The following is a 15,492-nucleotide window of genomic DNA, read 5'->3' on the forward strand; positions in this document are numbered from 1 at the left end:
CCCCCCCCCCCCCCCCCCCCCCCCCCCCCCCCCCCCCCCCCCCCCCCCCCCCCCCCCCCCCCCCCCCCCCCCCCCCCCCCCCCCCCCCCCCCCCCCCCCCCCCGACCGGCCCTGACGCAGCGTCCGGCCGACCACGTCGTTGCCCTCTTCCGGGCCGTACGCGTGCTCCGTCGGGGTGAGCCACCGGCGTCGGCCGTTGTGGCGTGGCTCACGCCGCCGGACGCTCCCCCACTCGAACCGACCGGGGGGACGTGGGAGCGATGGCGTGGTGGAACTGGGCTCTGGTCCTGTGGGCGACGGGCGCGACCGTGGGCATGGCCGGCCTGGGTGTCGTGCTGGCGACGCGCGTGGGAGGACAGCGGCAGGTGCCGGCGTCCGACGACGGGCTGGCCGTGTTCGACGGGGAGTCCCGGCATCCCGTCGGGCCCGCGCGGAACCCCGCGCCACGTGCCCTCGCCCGCCACGTCGACCCAGGCGGCACCGTCGCCGGACCCCGCGGCTGACCCGCGCACCGTCCGCGCGCTGTCCCGCGGACCGTGCCGTCGTGTCCCCGGCCGGGCGCGGCGGGAGGGACCCGGTGTGACCTCGGACGCTCGTGCTCTGCCCACGGTGGTGGGCAGAGCACGAGGGCAGCCGACCGACCGGGCCCGAGCGGACACGGCCGCGCGCCGTGCCCAGGGGTGGCTCCGGGGCGGACGTCGGCCCGCCGTCGCCGGCAGCGCCGACGGAGTCGACCCGGTCAGCCGCCCACGAGCTCGCGGGCCGCCTCCGGCCACCACTGACCGGCGGGCGGGCCACCCCGGCAGGTGCCGTCGGAGTCGCCGGGCTGCTTGATCCACAAGAGCGCGTCGACCCGAGGCAGGTCGGTGGAGGCAGTGGGCGGGTCGCCCAGTCGTCGGTCCGGCGGGTTGCACCAGCGCTCCGGGTCGCTGGTGTCCGGAGGCGGGCCGGCACCGTTCCGGCTGGTGTCGATGACGAAGTGGGCGGGGTCCGTCCCGGCGGGCGCTCCGCGTCCCAGCTCCTCGGAGAGGGCCAGCCCGTAGGCCGCGCTGGCCTCGGTGCTCTCGAAGTTGGAGACGTTGAGGGCGAACCCGTCGGCCCGGTCGACGTTGCTCCGCCGCAGGGCGTCGGCCAGCACCGGGAGGTCGGTGATCCAGCTGGCGTTGCCGGCGTCGACGTAGACCCGGGCCCCCGGCTGCCGGTCGAGGATCTCCACGGCCTGCGCGAGCAGCTCGTAGCGCGCCGCGGGGTCCAGGTCCGGGCAGCCGACCACCGCCTGCGGGACCGCGTCCGGTTCCAGGACGACGACGGCCGGCCGGTCGGCCAGCGCGGCGGCGAAACTACCGATCCAGCTCAGGTACTCGTCGGCGTCCGCGGCACCGCCGGCGGAGTACGAGCGGCAGTCGCGCAGCGGCACGTTGTAGGCCACCAGGACCGGCAGCTGCCCGGCCTCCGCGGCGGCCCGGGACACCTCCTCCACCGCCGGGTAGGGGTTCTCCGGGGCGGCGACCCAGGTGGCCGCCGGCTGCCCGGCCAGGGGCGCGAGCGCCTCGGCCTCCTCGGTACGCCCCGCCGCCTCGGCCTGCCGGACGGCGACCGGGCCGTGGCCCTCGGGGTTGAGCCAGAGCTCCCCGGACAGCCGCCCGCGGTCCTCCTCGGCCACCGACGTGGCGCCGGCCGGAGAGGCGTCGGGCTCGGCGTCCGGCGTCCCGGCGGACCCACAGCCCACGACCGCGGTCGTCGCGGCCACCAGGACCACGCCCCGCAGCGACCGCCGGCGGGTCACCGTCATCGGACGCGGACCCATCGACCCGGGGAGGGGACCCCCTGGGCGTCGAGGACGACGAGCATGTACCAGCCGGACGGCGTCAGCCCCTCCTCGACCGGGACACCGAGCTCGTAGGCCGGCCCACCGCAGCAGCCCGACTCCGGACACGTCCCGTCGTGCTCCCCCTGACCGTGGTCGCCCGAGCCGCCCGGCGGGCAGGACGGGGCCGCCGTCCGGGTCACGTCCAGGGCGATGGACCGCTGCTCGGGGTCGGTCTGGTGGGTCACGGCGCTGGGCCGCATCAGGCGGGCCTCGACGATCTGGCGGTCGGTGGTCACCGGGAAGGCGCTCCCCCGGGTGACGGCCGCCGGTGCGTCGGTGACGGCCGGCCGGTCCCCGGCGAAGAGGTACGGCGGGGAGTAGATCTCGATCCGGGTCTCGAACCGCCCCGGCAGGGTGTTCTCCTCGTCGGAGAACAGCGGGTCCGAGCCCATGGTCATCACCCGGCCGTCGGGCAGCAGCAGCGCGGTGGCGTGGTAGTTCCGCCCGACCTCGTTCGGGGCCGCCTCGTGCAGCTCGCCGGTGCCGGGGTCGTACAGGGTCGTCAGGTGCAGGTCGCTCTGGCCGTTGCCCCGGTAGCCCACCGAACCGCCGGTGAGCAGGGTCCGGTCGTCGGGCAGCGTGACGGCGTTGATGTACCGGGCCGGGCTGGGGTACTCCCCGGCCGGCTCGTACCGCGGCTCGGGGTCGGTCAGGTCCACGACGTCGAAGCGCGCCGTCGACTCCTCGCTGTCCCCGACCAGCCCACCGCCGACGATCCCGACCCGCTGGTCCTGGGCCGGCGCCAGCAGGAAGGAGCTGCTGGTCTCGTTGTACTCGGGGTCCCGGAGCCCGTCGACGTCCTGCCAGCTGTTGTCGGCGAGGTCCCAGATGCCGGGCTGGCGGCCCTCCTCGTCCGAGCCGTAGCCGGTGTTGGAGCCGCTGTAGAACACCCGGTGGCCGTCGGCGAGCCGGAACAGGCCGGGGTAGGTCGGGAAGTAGCGCTCCAGCTGCGGCTCGACCTCCCAGGTGCGGGTGGCCGGGTCGTAGACCTCGTTGTCCCCGTCGATGATCTTGCCGTGCTCGTCGAGGCCGGAGACGGCGAGCACCTTCCCCCCGTCCAGCCCGATCAGCGTGGGGTACCAGCGGGCCTCGGTGAGCCGGTCGGTCTCCCGGTAGGTCTCCGTGGCGACGTCGAACTCGTACGAGGCGTCCAGGCCGCGGTAGTTCTGCTTCTCCAGGGTGATCGTGTCCCCCTGGCCGTAGAGGTCCCGGCGCTGGGCCGGGTCCAGCCCCACGACCTGGAACTGGGTGCCGCCGGTCACGACGTACTCGGCGCCCTCCTCCTCCGCCTCGATCCACACGTCCTGCTGGCCGGCCATCCGGCTGCCGTCGGACATGTGGTGTGCGGGGGGCACCGTGACGTCCGCCGTGGACACGTACGTCTTCCCACCCGCGGTGAAGCGGGTGCCCTCGGGCAGGGAGACCGCGGCGTCGTGGCTCTCGTTCTTGACGGTGAGGATGCCGGCGGCCCGGTCGACGTCGTCGGCGAGCACCTCGTACTCCGCGGTGCCGCCGGCGATCAGCAGGTTGCCGTTGGGGAGGTAGGCGTGCCCCGCGCAGAACAGGTCCTCCGGCGTCGGGACCTCCGTGGTCTCCCCGGTGACCGGGTCCCAGACGACGGTGGTGAAGCTGCCCGCCTCGAACTCGCGGGCGTTGTTCCCGGACCCGGCGATGAGGAGCACCTTGCCGGTGTACAGCAGCGCGGCGTGGATGGCCTGGACCCGGTACTCCTCCGGCAGCTCGATGGTCTCCCAGTGCCCGTACCGGGCCTTGTAGTCGGGCTGGTTGCGCTGGTACTCGGTGTAGGCGCGGTCGACGACGTCGGTGACGACCGGGCCGTTGGCGGCCACGAGCGCGGCCACCGCCGCACCGATCAGCAGGGCGTTGCGCAGCCGGCGCAACGGCCGCGGTCTGCGTCGGGTCATCGGGAGCTCTCCTGGGTCAGGGGGGCGGCCGGGCGGACGGGCGGGACGTCGACCACGAAGTTCGGCGGGAGGCCGAGCGGTCGGCCGACGGCGGCGGGCTCGTGCGGGAGCGGCTCGGGGACGGGCCGGCGCAGGCGGTCCCGCACCAGGCCCGAGCCCCACACCACCACGGGCACCAGGCACACGAGCACGCTCAGCGCCGCCCAGAGGCGGATGGCCAGGTGCGAGTTGCCCAGCGGCACCGACAGCGCGAGGGCGGTCAGCAGCAGCGCGGCCCACGACAGGTTCTTGGTGAAGGAGCCGAGCCGGTCACCGGAGACGGCGCCCTTGCGGGTGACGGCGAAGCTGATGGAGCGGCCGCGGATCGCGGCCCACAACGCGCTGACGTACATCGGCGTCGACATGACCGACATGGCCATCCCGCTGATGCCCGAGGAGCCCTCCTCCTCGTGCGGGCTGACGTTGTGCCGGCGGTTCCAGAAGTACAGGCCGACCTGCAGGACCGCGGCGTTGACGTAGAGCATCAACCACAGCTGCGCGGCGACGAGCACGCCGGCGACACCGGTCAGCAGGTAGGCGGCGAGGTTGGTGACGCCGAGCACCCAGCTGACGGCGACCGCCGGGTAGTAGGACATCAGCAGCCCGTAGTGCGCCCGCCGCCAGAACGGCAGCCGCAGCCGCCAGAACTGCCGGAGGACGACCTCGTCGGTGCCGCGCGCCCACCGGCCCTGCTGGGTGAAGTAGTCCCGCCAGGTCGTCGGGCCCTCCCCCACCGCGAGCACGTCGGGGGTGTAGACCGACTTCCAGGTCGCGCCCGTGTCCGGGTTGACGCTGGAGTGCCAGACGATGCTGGTCGCGGCGTCCTCGGTGATGGAGTCCTGCAGCCCGCCGATGGCGCGCAGGGCCGAGAGCCGGACGGCGTTGTTGGTACCGACGAACATCGCGGTGGCGAACCGGTTGCCCGCCCGCTGCAGGACGCTGTGGAACAGGTACTGCTGGGACTCCGCGGCGCGGGTGACGAAGTTGTCGTAGTTGCCGTACACCTGCGGGCCCACCACGAAGGCGACGTCCGGGTCGTGGAAGTAGCCCATCAGGCGCTCGACGAAGTTCGGCAGGGGCACGTGGTCGGTGTCCACGGAGACCCAGAAGTCGTAGTCGCCGCCGTGGGCGTCCAGCCAGGCGTTGTAGTTCCCGTGCTTGGTCCTGGCCTTGTGCCGGCCGGTCTCCTGGTTCCACGCGGGCACACCGTGGCGGGTGAAGTGGTGGACGCCCAGCTCCGCGCACAGCGCGCGGACGTCGGGGTCGTCGCCCTCGTCGAGCAGCCACACGTCCAGCACGCCGTCGTACCGGACCCGCACCGCGGCCTCGAGGGTCCGCCGGACCATCTCCAGCGGTTCCTTGCCGGGGACGATCGTCGTGATGAAGGCGATGCGCTGACCGGTCAGCGGCGTCATGGGGATCGGGTCGCGCGCGTTGAGGGTCGACACCGCCAGGGTGAACACGTTCACCAGCCGGAGGACCTCGATGGTGGCCACGCTGCCGATCAGGACCAGGGCGAGCACCGACCGCCAGTCCCCCAGGAACTCCGGGTAGTGCGACGGCTGGAGCAGCCAGAGCAGGAACAGCGCCTCGAAGGTGAGGGCGGCCGTCACGAGCAGCCACGCCCGGGCGCGGGCCGCACCGCGGGTCACCGGCCGGAACCGGACCCGACGGTCCTCGGGCGGGGCCTGCAGCGGCCCGGCGAGCTCGCTGAAGTCGCTGTAGGGGTAGGTCGGCTGAGCGACGCGCTCAGTCACGCCGGGACGTGACCACGAGGCTGCCTCCTCTCCGGGAGCACGCCGGCTGGCGGGCAGCCGAGGACCCCGCCGCGGGGCGGGGCGCGTGTGCGTTCAAGGGCGGGGTGTGTGGGGGTGTCGGCCGGTCCCGTCCGCACGACGGGGAACTCCGGACCGGGCGCCCGGCCGGCGGACGCCGCACGGTCAGAGCGGGCGGACCCGGGGACCGGGGCGTCGCAGGACGCGCGGCAGCCGGGCCGTCGAGCGAGGGCGGTCCATCACCCGCGGAGCTGGCGGTGCACGGTGCACGACGTTGTTCCCCCTTGACCCGGCGGTCCGGACCGGACAGGACGTCGGTCTCGCCACTCGCTCCCCGAACGGTCTGGCGACCGTGTTCTCCCCCGTGCACCTGCGTGGCGTCGGTGGGGACCGCTCGGATCCTCACGTCGTCTCGGACGCCTGACTCCCAGGCGCTGTCTGCGACGCTATTGAGGTCTCATCACGCAGAGCGACCGATCTGCCGATGTTCACCCGGAAGTAGGACCGGAACGTGTGACGCAGTCCTCACCTGCGGTCCGCGGACTCCCAGTTCCGCCGGCAGGCCCCTCATCAGCGGATCTGCCGCCGAGCGTGCCGTCCCCGCACCCGAGGCGCCCCCTGGGGGCACCCGGGCGGGCGGCCACGACGGCCCGAGCCCCGGTCGCGCAGCGTGACAACGGATGGCCGCGTACACCCCTCGGGGCGCCACCCTCCGGAGCGTCCGGTTCAGGCGTCGACGTAGCGGTCCCGTTCGACGACGAACTGGCCGGTGGCGGTGTTGGCGTCGATGAACTCCGGCAGCAGCGGGATCCGGACGGTCACCGTGACGCACACGGAGAACTCCTCCCCCGGCGTCAGCGACGGCGTGTAGCTGCCCGCGCCGGAGCAGTCGACTCCCGGCGGGGCGTAGGCCAGCCGGACGTCGGTGGCGTCGACCGCCTGGTCCTCCACCGCCAGCCGCGCCGCCACCTCGGCCCGGGCCGCACCACTCACCGGGTCCGGCGCCGTGCCGATCGCCCGGCCGGCCTCGCGCGCCGCCGCCGTGGAGGCGAACACCCCGCGCTGCACGGCCGACAACCCGGCCACGACGTAGACCAGCGGCACGAACACCACGATCGCGATGAACACGAACTCGACCAGCGCCGAGCCCCGCTCACCGTCGAGCCGACCCAGCCGCGCCCGCAGCCACCTCACGCCGCCGCCTCCTTGACCGCCCGGCCGGTCACCTGCAGCGGCAGCAGGTCGCCCAGCCCCGCCAGCAGCGTCGGCACCGACCCCGAGCAGCGCACCACCACCAGCGTCAACCCGGTGTCGTCGGCCTCCTCGGCCGAGCTGCACACCAGCCCCTCCGCGGTCCGCACCGAGGTGGCCCGGGCCACCGTCGCCACCGTCCGGTCGGCACCGGCCGAGGAGGCGACGTCGGCGAGCGCCGCGTACCGGGCGCCCTCCTGCGCGCTCGCGGTCACCACGTTGCGCACGTGCACGTAGACCGCCACCTGCAGCACCGCGAGCAGCAGCACCACGACCAGCACCGAGACGAACACGAACTCCACGACCGCGCCGCCCCGCTCGCCGTCGTCCCGCGGCGGCTCCTCTGCAGGGGCCCGCCGCGAGCGTGCGAGTGGCGGGGGGCAGAGGGGTCCTCTCTCAGCCACCTGTCGTGACGGAGTCCAGCGCGTTGGTCACCGCGGAGACGATCGCCTCGCGGAACGGGATGAGGATGGCCAGCACCAGCGCCGCCGTCATCACCGTGATCATCACCCACCCCGGGACGTCGCCCCGTTCGGGTTCCTCTCCCCTGAGCCGGTCGCCCAACGCGGCCAGAACGGCCAGGACCCCCGTGAACTGCGGCATCGGTGTTCGTCCCTCCTGTCGTGTCCGCCGGCTCATCGCGCCAGCGAGACGATGCTGATCAGCCCCGGGAACAGGGCGAAGAGAACGGTGACCGGCAGCACCAGGAAGACGACCGGGACCATCATCGCGATCTCCTTCCGGCCGCCGGCCTCCAGCAGCCGGCGCTTGCCGGCCTCGCGCACGTCGGCCGCCTGGGCGCGCAGCACCTCGGCCAGCGGGGTGCCGCGCTCCATCGCGACGAGCAGGCCGTCGATGAAGCGGGCGAGCGCGTCGACCGACGTCCGGTCGGCGACCTGCTGCAGCGCGTCGGTCAGCGGCACCCCGGCGCGGGCGCGGCCGAGCGCTGCGCCCAGCTCGCCGGCCAGCTCCCCCCCGGAGAGGCGGGTGACCCGCGCGATCGCCGCGGTCGGGCTCTCCCCGGCGGTCACGGCCAGGGCCAGCAGCTCGGCGACCACGGGGAACTCGGCGAGCAGCAGCTCCTCGCGGCGGCGGAGCCGGTGGGTGAGCCACCAGTCCCGCCCGAGCACCCCACCGACCAGCCCCGCGATGCAGAGCAGCGCCGCCGACAGCACGTTGACGCTGCCCGCGAGCAGGGAGCCGACCCCGGCCAGGAGCGCGGCCCCGAGCAGCCCGAGCCCGCCCCAGACCACCTGCTCCACGCGGAAGTCCTCGACGGTCGAGTCCCCGCCGAGCGCGTCCAGGCGACGGCGGACCGCCGTCCGGCCACCGAGCACGCGGTCGACGAGACGGGCGCCGTCGGCCACCACCGGACCGAACACACGGCGCGCGGCGGTGAGCAGCCCGGTTTCGGTCGCCGTGCCCAGCAGCCGGGACGGCGGCGGGGTGTCGTGCACGTACGGAGCGAGCCGGTCGACCAGCCGGACCGACCGGAACGGCGGCGCGAACGTGACCACCAGCAGCAGGCCGACCGCCACCGCCAGCCCGAGCAGCATCCCGGCGAGCGCCGCGCTCACGGTGCCACCCCGCCACCCCGCGGACCGTCCGCGTGCCCGACCCTCACTGCAGCACCCGCACGTCCTGCGGCAACCGGCCGATCTGCAGCATCAGCCGGTAGGCGACCAGGCACACCGCGGCGCCACCGAGCAGCAGCGCGGTGCCCAGCGGCGAGTCGTAGGCGTCGAGGGTGGTCGACTGGGTCGCGAGGAGCAGCAGCACCACCCAGGGGGCGGCGACCGCCAGCCGGGCCGCCTGCACCACCCACCCCTGGCGGGTCTCCAGCTCCGCGCGCGCCCGGGCGTCCTCACGGAGGAAGGTGGCCAGGGTCCGCAGCACGCGGCCGAGGTCGCTGCCACCGACCTCGCGGGCCACCCGCAGCGTCTCGACGATCCGGTCACCGACCGGGTCGGCGAGGGAGTCCTTGAGCCGGTCCAGGCACTCCCCGAACCGGCCCGTGGAGCGGTACTCCGCGGCGAACCGGGCGAACGGCGCGCGCAGCGCCTCCGGACCGCGGGTCCCGAGCGCGGCGAGCGCCTCGGGCAGGGAGAGGCCGGCGCGGACGGCGGAGGCCAGGTTGTCCACCACCTCCGGCCAGACCTCGCGCAGGTCGGCCTGCCGCTTGACCGCCAGCCGGCGCACCTGGACCGCGGGCAGCGCCGAGCCGAACGCCGCGAAGACCAGGCTGACCGTGACCGTGCCCGTGGTGAGCAGGACGACCACCAGCACCAGCAGCCCGAGCCCGACCTGCAGCGCGGTCAGCTGGGCGGCGTTGATGCCGGTCAGCCCGGCCGCGGCGAGCCGCTGCTGACGCCGCGACGGGGCGCGCGTCCCACTGCGGCGCTGCGGTGCGCGGGGTCCGCTGCGCCAGACGAGCAGCAGGCCGACGCCCAGCAGGAGTCCCAGCAGCGGCCCGGTCAGGGTCACGCCCCCCACCGGGCGTCGTCGAGCAGCGCCGCGAGGTCGACGCCGTGGGCGGCGAAGCGCTCCGGGTGCGGCGGGTAGCCGTCGGCCCGCACCAACCGCCCGTCCCTCGTGGTGAAGACGTCGGCCAGCTCGATCACGCCGTCCTCGGCGCGTCCGGGGAGCGCGGCGATCTCGCGCACCCGCCGCCGTCCGTCGGGGTCGCTGCCCACGTGGACGACGAGGTCGACGCTGGCCGCCACCGTGGGGACGACGAAGGCGTGGCCGATGTTCTCACCGGCCAGCAGCGGCAGCGTGCACATCTTGACCACGGCCTCGCGGGCGCTGTTGGCGTGCAGCGTGCACATGCCGGGCAGGCCGGAGTTGAGCGCGATCAGGAGGTCCAGGCACTCCTCCTGGCGCACCTCACCGACGACGATCCGGGAGGGCCGCATCCGCAGCGCCTCCTTCACCAGCCGGCGCAGTGGGATCTCCCCGGCACCCTCGAGGTTGGGCTGGCGGGTCTGCATCGCCACCACGTCGGGCAGCGGAACCCGCAGCTCGAAGACCTCCTCGCAGGTGACCACCCGCTCGCGGGCCGGGATGGCCGCGCACAGGCAGTTGAGCAAGGTGGTCTTGCCCGCCTGGGTGCCGCCGGCGACGAGGATGTTCAGCCCGGCGGCGACCGCGGCCTCCAGGAAGCGGGCCGCCTGCACCGTCAGCGTGCCGAGCGCGACCAGCTCGTCCAGCGAGTGCGCCTGCAGCACGAACTTGCGGATGTTGACCGCCATGTGCCGGCGGGTGATGTCCGGGATGACCACGTGCAGCCGCGACCCGTCGGGCATCGTGGCGTCGACGAACGGCGTCGACATGTCGATCCGGCGTCCCGAGGTGCGCAGCATCCGCTCCACCAGGTCGGCCAGCTCCCCGGCACCGAGGATCGTCGTGGTCAGCTCGCTGCGGCCCCGCCGCGCGACGAACACCCGGCCCGGCTCGTTGACCCAGATCTCCTCGACCTCCGGGTCGTCGAGGTGCCGCTGCAGCGGACCGAACCCCGCCACCCGGTCGAGCACGTCGCGGACCACGGAGTCCGCGTCCCCGATCGGCGGCAGCGCGGAGGTCAGCGAGCGCTCGGAGTAGTCGGCGACGACGTCGCGCACGAGCAGCCGCACCGGCGCCGGATCGGTGAACGGGTCCAGCCCGCGGCGGCGGATGAGCTCGCGCACCTCGCCGTCGACCACCTCCAGCGCACTGGTCGCAGTCGGCACGCCCACCCCCGTCGGCCCGTCGAGATCGAGGTCGCCGACTGTATGAGAACTGCACGGTCCGGCGAGCCCGTCGGCGACGGTCTGTGGACAACACCGCGCCAGCCCCACCCGGTCGGGTGTCACCCGGAGGGCCGGACGGCCACCATGTGGGACCGCGGACAGTCGTGCTCTGCCCACCACGGTGGGCAGAGCACGAGCTCCCGCAGGGAAGGGTGCCGGGGGGTCAGGCCCCGACCGGCGCGCCGGCCCGGCGCCACTGCTGCGGGGAGATCCCGTGCGCGGCGCGGAACCGGCGGATCAGGTACCCCGCGTCGGCGTAGCCCACCCGGCCGGCGATCGCCTGCACGGTCAGGTCGGTCTCGGTCAGCAGCCGGCGCACCTCGGCCAGCCGGCGCTCGGTGATCCACTGCTGCACGGTCCGACCGGTGCGCTGCCCCACCACCGTGGTCAGGTGGCCGGCCGACAGCCCCACCTCCGCGGCCACGTCGCGCAGCGAGATCGCCTCGGCGTACCGCCGCTCCACCACGTCGAAGACCGCGGCCAGCAGCGGCTCGTCGCGCAGCCGCAGGTGCCCCGGGACGTCGGCCGCCAGCCGGGCCAGCTCCACCAGCAGCAGCGTCAGCTGGGCCAGCGCGGCCTCGGCGTACCCCTCGCGGCGTTCCCGCAGCTCCCGTTCGAGGTCGGCGAAGCGCCCCGCCCACGCCGGCCGGTCGACCGCGGGCACCGACAGGCGCTGCACCCCGCCGGCCCGGCGCCCGACGAACGGGAACAGCAGCGGATGCGCCCGCCAGGAGCCGAGCGACCCGGGGTTGCGCCGCTCCACGGCGTCCGGCGGGAAGGACGCCGTCCACACCGCGGCGTCCAGGTGCGGGGCCGACCACTCCGGGGCGACCACCTCCCCGGGCGCCACCACGACGACGTCCCCCGCGGCGAGCTCCCACGTCCGGCCGTCCAGGACCAGGCCGCCCGCGCCCCGCTCGACGTAGCTGAGGACGAGGAAGTCGTGCGCGTGCGGACGGTGGGGGAACCCCGGCGGCTCGTGCCCACCCTCGAACCGGGAGACGGTCACCGGGGGCAGGCCGGCCACCCGCGCGTAGCCGTAGAGCGGTGCGCCGTCGACCCGGCCCACCATCGGCCGCTCGTCGGAAGATCGTCCCATCGCGCCCGAAGCACCGCCCTTGTCCCTCCTCATCCCGCGCCCGAGGGTAGGGGTCACGGCAGGAAGATCGAGCACGAGCGAGGCGGCGACATGAGCGGGACGACCAGCGGGCCACGGCTGCGGACGACGATCAGCGGCACCGGCCGCGAGTACCTGCCCGGGATGGGGCGCGCCTGGCTGCTGCCTCTCTACGACCCGATGACCCGGCTGCTCGGCGTCCGGGCGGTGCACCGCCGGCTGCTCGACCAGGCCGCTCTGTGCCCCGGCCAGACCGTCCTGGAGATCGGCTGCGGCACCGGCAACCTGCTGCTCGAGGCCAAGACGACCCAGCCCGCGGCCACCGTCGTCGGGCTGGACCCCGACCTCGCCGCACTGGCCCGCGCGCAGCGCAAGGCGACCCGTCGCGGGCTGGCCGTGCAGCTGGACCGCGGGCACGCCGAGGAGCTGCCCTACGCCGACGGGAGCGTCGACGTCGTCCTCTCCTCGTTCATGCTCCACCACGTGCCCGCCGACGAGCAGGAGACGGCGGTGGGCGAGGTCGTGCGGGTGCTGCGCCCCGGCGGCGCGCTGCACCTGGTGGACGCCGACGGGCACGACCACGACCACCGCGGCCACGAGCACCAGCACGGACCCGGCCGGCACCACGTGGGCGCGGGCCTGCCCGACCTGCTGCGCCGTGCCGGCTTCGCCGAGGTGGCCGAGACCGGCTCGGACTCCCGCCGCCGGGTCGGCCGGTTCACCTTCTACCGCGCGACGACCTGACCCCCGGCCGGCACCGCCCGCCGGACCTGCAGGTGCGGCGGGCGGGCGAGGGACCGGGCGACCACGCAGTACCGCTCGGTCAGCTGGGCCAGCTTCTCCAGGGTGGCGTCGTCGGCGTCGGTGTCGAGCTCGGCGTCCACGGTGATCTCGCCCAGCCCGACGGGGACCTCGCGGGAGACGCCGAGCGTGCCGCGGGCGTCCATGTCGGCGCGGGCGGTGAGCCGCGCGGAGCGGACCGCCACCCCCATCGCGGTGGCGACGCTGCGCATCGTGACCCCCGCGCAGGCCACCAGGGCCTGCAGCAGCATGTCGCCCGAGCAGGCGTCGCTGCCGTCGCCTCCGGTGGAGGGGTGCAGGCCGGCGCGGGCAGGGCCCGCCCAGGTCTGCACGGTGCAGGTGATCCCGGGGTCGGCGAACTCGCCCTCGGCGTGCATCGACGCCCGCGCGGACGCCGGGTCGTCCCGGTACCGCTGCTTGAGCGGCGCCTGCAGGTCTCGGAGTGCGGTGGCGTCCACGGGCCCTCCCTCTCGCCGGGGTCCCCATGCTGGTCCCGCGGCGGTGCATCCGCCAGGGCGGCCGGGCCGGCTCAGCCGGTGACGTGCCGGGCGAGCTCCACCACCGCGCCGACGAACACCTCGCCGTCCAGCAGTGCCCGGTCGTTGTGGTCGGCGCCGGGCACCTCGACCAGCCGGTGCAGCCCGGCGGCCGCCTCGGCGACGGCCCGGCTCTGCGCGGCGGGCACGATCGTGTCGGCGTCGCCCAGCACGACCGTCGTCGGCACGTCGACCGTCGCGATCGCCCGGGCGACCGGGAAGCGGTCCCGCAGCAGGGCGCGGACCGGGAGGAACGGGTAGTGCACGCTGCCCACCGCGGCCAGGTCGACGAACGGCGAACGCAGCACCAGCCCCGCCGGTGGGTGCTCGGTCGCCAGCTCCGTCACGACCGCCGCACCGAGGCTCTCCCCCAGGTAGAGCAGCCGCTCCGGCGGCACCCCCGCGTCCTCGACCAGGTACGCGCGGGCCGCGCGCACGTCCCTCGCCAGGCCCTCCTCGCTGGGGCTGCCGGGGTTCCCGCCGTAGCCGCGGTAGTCGAACAGCAGCACCGCCAGGCCGTGGCCGGCCAGGGCCCGGGCGAGCAGCGCCCGCATCCCGCGGTGCCCGCCGTTGCCGTTGGCCACCAGGACGGTGGGCGCCTCCGGGCCGTCTCCGGGGACGAACCAGGCGCCCAGGCGCAGCCCGTCGGAGGTCTGCAGGACGACGTCCCGGCCGCCGGGGAGCACCGCCGACGCCGGCGGCACCGGGCCCTGGTCGGGCAGGTACACCAGCCGGCGCTGGAGGCCCCACAGCACGCCGGTCAGCACGACCAGCGCCACCGCCAGGACCGCACCCGCACGCAGGGCGGACCGGCGACGGCGCCGCGCGGCCACGTCACCGGCGGCCGGGCAACACCGCGTCGATGAGGTGCGGGCCCGGCTCGGCCAGCGCCGTTCGCAGCTGGTCGGCCAGCTCCTCGGCGGTCGTGGCCCGGGTGGCCGGCACGCCCATGCCGGTGGCCAGCGCGACGAAGTCCAGCCCGGGCCCGCCCAGGTGCAGCAGCTGCCCGGCCCGCTCCCCGTCGCCCTGCGCGCCGACCCGCGACAGCTCGTGCTCGAGGATGGCGTAGGAGCCGTTGTCGCAGACGATCGTGGTGACGTCGAGCTGCTCGCGGGCGTGGGTCCACAGCGCCTGCAGGGTGTACATGGCGCTGCCGTCGGCCTGGACCACGACCACCGGCCGGTCCGGGCAGGCCACCGCCGCCCCGACCGACATGGGCAGGCCGTCGCCGATCGCCCCGCCGGTCAGCGCCAGCCAGTCGTGCCGCGGCGCGCCGGAGGTGAGCTCGGCCAGGCCCACGCCCGAGGTGAGCGCCTCGTCGACGACGATCGCCCCCTCCGGCAGCAGCGCGCCGACCACCGCCGCCATCGCTCGGGGGTCCAGCTCGCCGGTGGGCAGCTCCGGGCGGGCGGCCTCCAGCAGCTCCGGCTCGGCGTCCGGGGCGGCCAGCGCGGCGAGTGCCTGCACCGCGGCGACGCCGTCCTCCCCCGGTGCGGACAGGACGTGCACGGTGCACCCCTCGGGCACCGGCGTCCCCGGCACGTCGGGGTAGCCGAAGAAGTGCACCGGCGCGGTCGCCCCGGCCAGCACCAGGTGCGCCGTCCCGGCCAGCGCGGCGATCGCCATCTCCGGCGGGTAGGGCAGCTTCGCGACGTCGGGCAGACCCGACCCGCGCACCATCCGGGCGGAGAAGGTCTCGCTCACCAGCCGCGCGCCGGTGCCGGCCGCGACCCGGCCGGCGGCCAGCAGGGCCTCCTCGGAGGCGACGACGTCCCCGCCGAGGAACAGCACGGCCGGCTCGCCGGAGGTCAGGGCGGCCGCGACGTCGGCGACCACCTGCTCGGGCACCTGCGGCGCGGGGCGCACCGGCACCGGGTCGGCCGGCGCGGCGCCGTCCTCCCACGAGACGTCGGCGGGCAGGACCAGCGTGGCCACCGCCCCCCGCGCCGCCTGCGCCACCGCCTCCGCCGCGTCCGCGGCGACGTCCGCCGGCGCCAGCGAGCGGCGCACCCAGGTCGACACGGCCCCGGCGAGGGCGTCGATGTCGGACTCCAGCGGAGCGTCCAGCCGCTTGTGGGAGCGGGCGTGGTCCCCGACGACGTTGACCACCGGGGCGCCGCCCCGGCGGGCGTTGTGCAGGTTGGCCAGCCCGTTGCCCAGGCCCGGCCCGAGGTGCAGCAGGGTGGCCGCGGGGCGGCCGGCCATGCGGGCGTACCCGTCGGCCGCGCCGGTGGCCACGCCCTCGAAGAGCGTCAGCACGCCGCGCATCTCCGGGACGTCGTCGAGTGCGGCGACGAAGTGCATCTCGGAGGTGCCGGGGTTGGCGAAGCAGACGTCGACGCCGGCGGCGACCAGGGTGCGGATGAGCGCCTGCGCGCCGTTCACCCGCG

General features: G+C 75.5%; 14 protein-coding genes. 1 reads left to right on the forward strand and 13 read right to left on the reverse strand.

What is annotated here, in order from left to right:
- Window positions 1-739: 739 nt before the first annotated feature.
- From ACI79E_RS11700 to ACI79E_RS11745, 10 genes are all read right to left on the reverse strand, one after another.
- Window positions 740-1,792 carry a glycoside hydrolase family 6 protein gene (locus tag ACI79E_RS11700; RefSeq protein WP_456932710.1) on the reverse strand — a complete coding sequence of 351 codons (1,053 nt, stop codon included), beginning with the start codon at window positions 1,790-1,792 and terminating at the stop codon, window positions 740-742.
- On the reverse strand, window positions 1,789-3,795 hold the full coding sequence (gene glxA, locus ACI79E_RS11705) for a radical copper oxidase GlxA (protein ID WP_456932711.1): 2,007 nt from the start codon (window positions 3,793-3,795) through the stop codon (window positions 1,789-1,791). Before glxA ends, ACI79E_RS11700 begins: the two co-directional genes overlap by 4 nt.
- Window positions 3,792-5,591, reverse strand: a complete 1,800-nt coding sequence (locus ACI79E_RS11710; RefSeq protein WP_456932712.1) for a glycosyltransferase family 2 protein — start codon at window positions 5,589-5,591, stop codon at window positions 3,792-3,794. Before ACI79E_RS11710 ends, glxA begins: the two co-directional genes overlap by 4 nt.
- Window positions 5,592-6,335: 744 nt before the next feature.
- Window positions 6,336-6,803 (reverse strand): hypothetical protein, encoded by a 468-nt coding sequence (locus ACI79E_RS11715; protein WP_456932713.1) that lies wholly within the window; start codon window positions 6,801-6,803, stop codon window positions 6,336-6,338.
- The gene (locus ACI79E_RS11720; RefSeq protein WP_456932714.1) at window positions 6,800-7,162 is read right to left on the reverse strand and encodes a TadE/TadG family type IV pilus assembly protein; all 363 of its coding nucleotides are present in this window, start codon (window positions 7,160-7,162) and stop codon (window positions 6,800-6,802) included. The genes ACI79E_RS11715 and ACI79E_RS11720 overlap by 4 nt, the downstream gene beginning before the upstream one ends.
- Before the next feature lie 94 nt (window positions 7,163-7,256).
- On the reverse strand, window positions 7,257-7,463 hold the full coding sequence (locus ACI79E_RS11725) for a hypothetical protein (protein WP_456932715.1): 207 nt from the start codon (window positions 7,461-7,463) through the stop codon (window positions 7,257-7,259).
- Between the two features lie 32 nt (window positions 7,464-7,495).
- On the reverse strand, window positions 7,496-8,437 hold the full coding sequence (locus ACI79E_RS11730; RefSeq protein ID WP_456932716.1) for a type II secretion system F family protein: 942 nt from the start codon (window positions 8,435-8,437) through the stop codon (window positions 7,496-7,498).
- Between the two features lie 43 nt (window positions 8,438-8,480).
- Entirely contained in the window at window positions 8,481-9,344 is an 864-nt protein-coding gene (locus tag ACI79E_RS11735) for a type II secretion system F family protein (protein WP_456932717.1), read from the reverse strand.
- Window positions 9,341-10,588 carry a CpaF family protein gene (locus ACI79E_RS11740; protein WP_456932718.1) on the reverse strand — a complete coding sequence of 416 codons (1,248 nt, stop codon included), beginning with the start codon at window positions 10,586-10,588 and terminating at the stop codon, window positions 9,341-9,343. Before ACI79E_RS11740 ends, ACI79E_RS11735 begins: the two co-directional genes overlap by 4 nt.
- Before the next feature lie 223 nt (window positions 10,589-10,811).
- Window positions 10,812-11,747, reverse strand: a complete 936-nt coding sequence (locus ACI79E_RS11745) for an AraC family transcriptional regulator (RefSeq protein ID WP_456932719.1) — start codon at window positions 11,745-11,747, stop codon at window positions 10,812-10,814.
- 90 nt (window positions 11,748-11,837) lie between these two features.
- Between ACI79E_RS11745 and ACI79E_RS11750 the strand changes: the two genes are divergently transcribed.
- Complete coding sequence (locus ACI79E_RS11750; RefSeq protein WP_456932720.1) at window positions 11,838-12,509, forward strand: class I SAM-dependent methyltransferase; 672 nt, start codon at window positions 11,838-11,840, stop codon at window positions 12,507-12,509.
- Here ACI79E_RS11750 and ACI79E_RS11755 read toward each other — a convergent pair.
- From ACI79E_RS11755 to ACI79E_RS11765, 3 genes are all read right to left on the reverse strand, one after another.
- Window positions 12,491-13,024, reverse strand: a complete 534-nt coding sequence (locus ACI79E_RS11755) for an OsmC family protein (protein ID WP_456932721.1) — start codon at window positions 13,022-13,024, stop codon at window positions 12,491-12,493. The two genes, ACI79E_RS11750 and ACI79E_RS11755, sit on opposite strands and share 19 nt — an antisense overlap.
- Window positions 13,025-13,095: 71 nt before the next feature.
- On the reverse strand, window positions 13,096-13,881 hold the full coding sequence (locus tag ACI79E_RS11760) for an alpha/beta hydrolase (protein ID WP_456932722.1): 786 nt from the start codon (window positions 13,879-13,881) through the stop codon (window positions 13,096-13,098).
- 55 nt (window positions 13,882-13,936) lie between these two features.
- On the reverse strand, window positions 13,937-15,487 hold the full coding sequence (locus tag ACI79E_RS11765; RefSeq protein WP_456932723.1) for an acetolactate synthase large subunit: 1,551 nt from the start codon (window positions 15,485-15,487) through the stop codon (window positions 13,937-13,939).
- Window positions 15,488-15,492 lie beyond the last annotated feature (5 nt).

Source organism: Geodermatophilus sp. SYSU D00079, assembly GCF_054050635.1.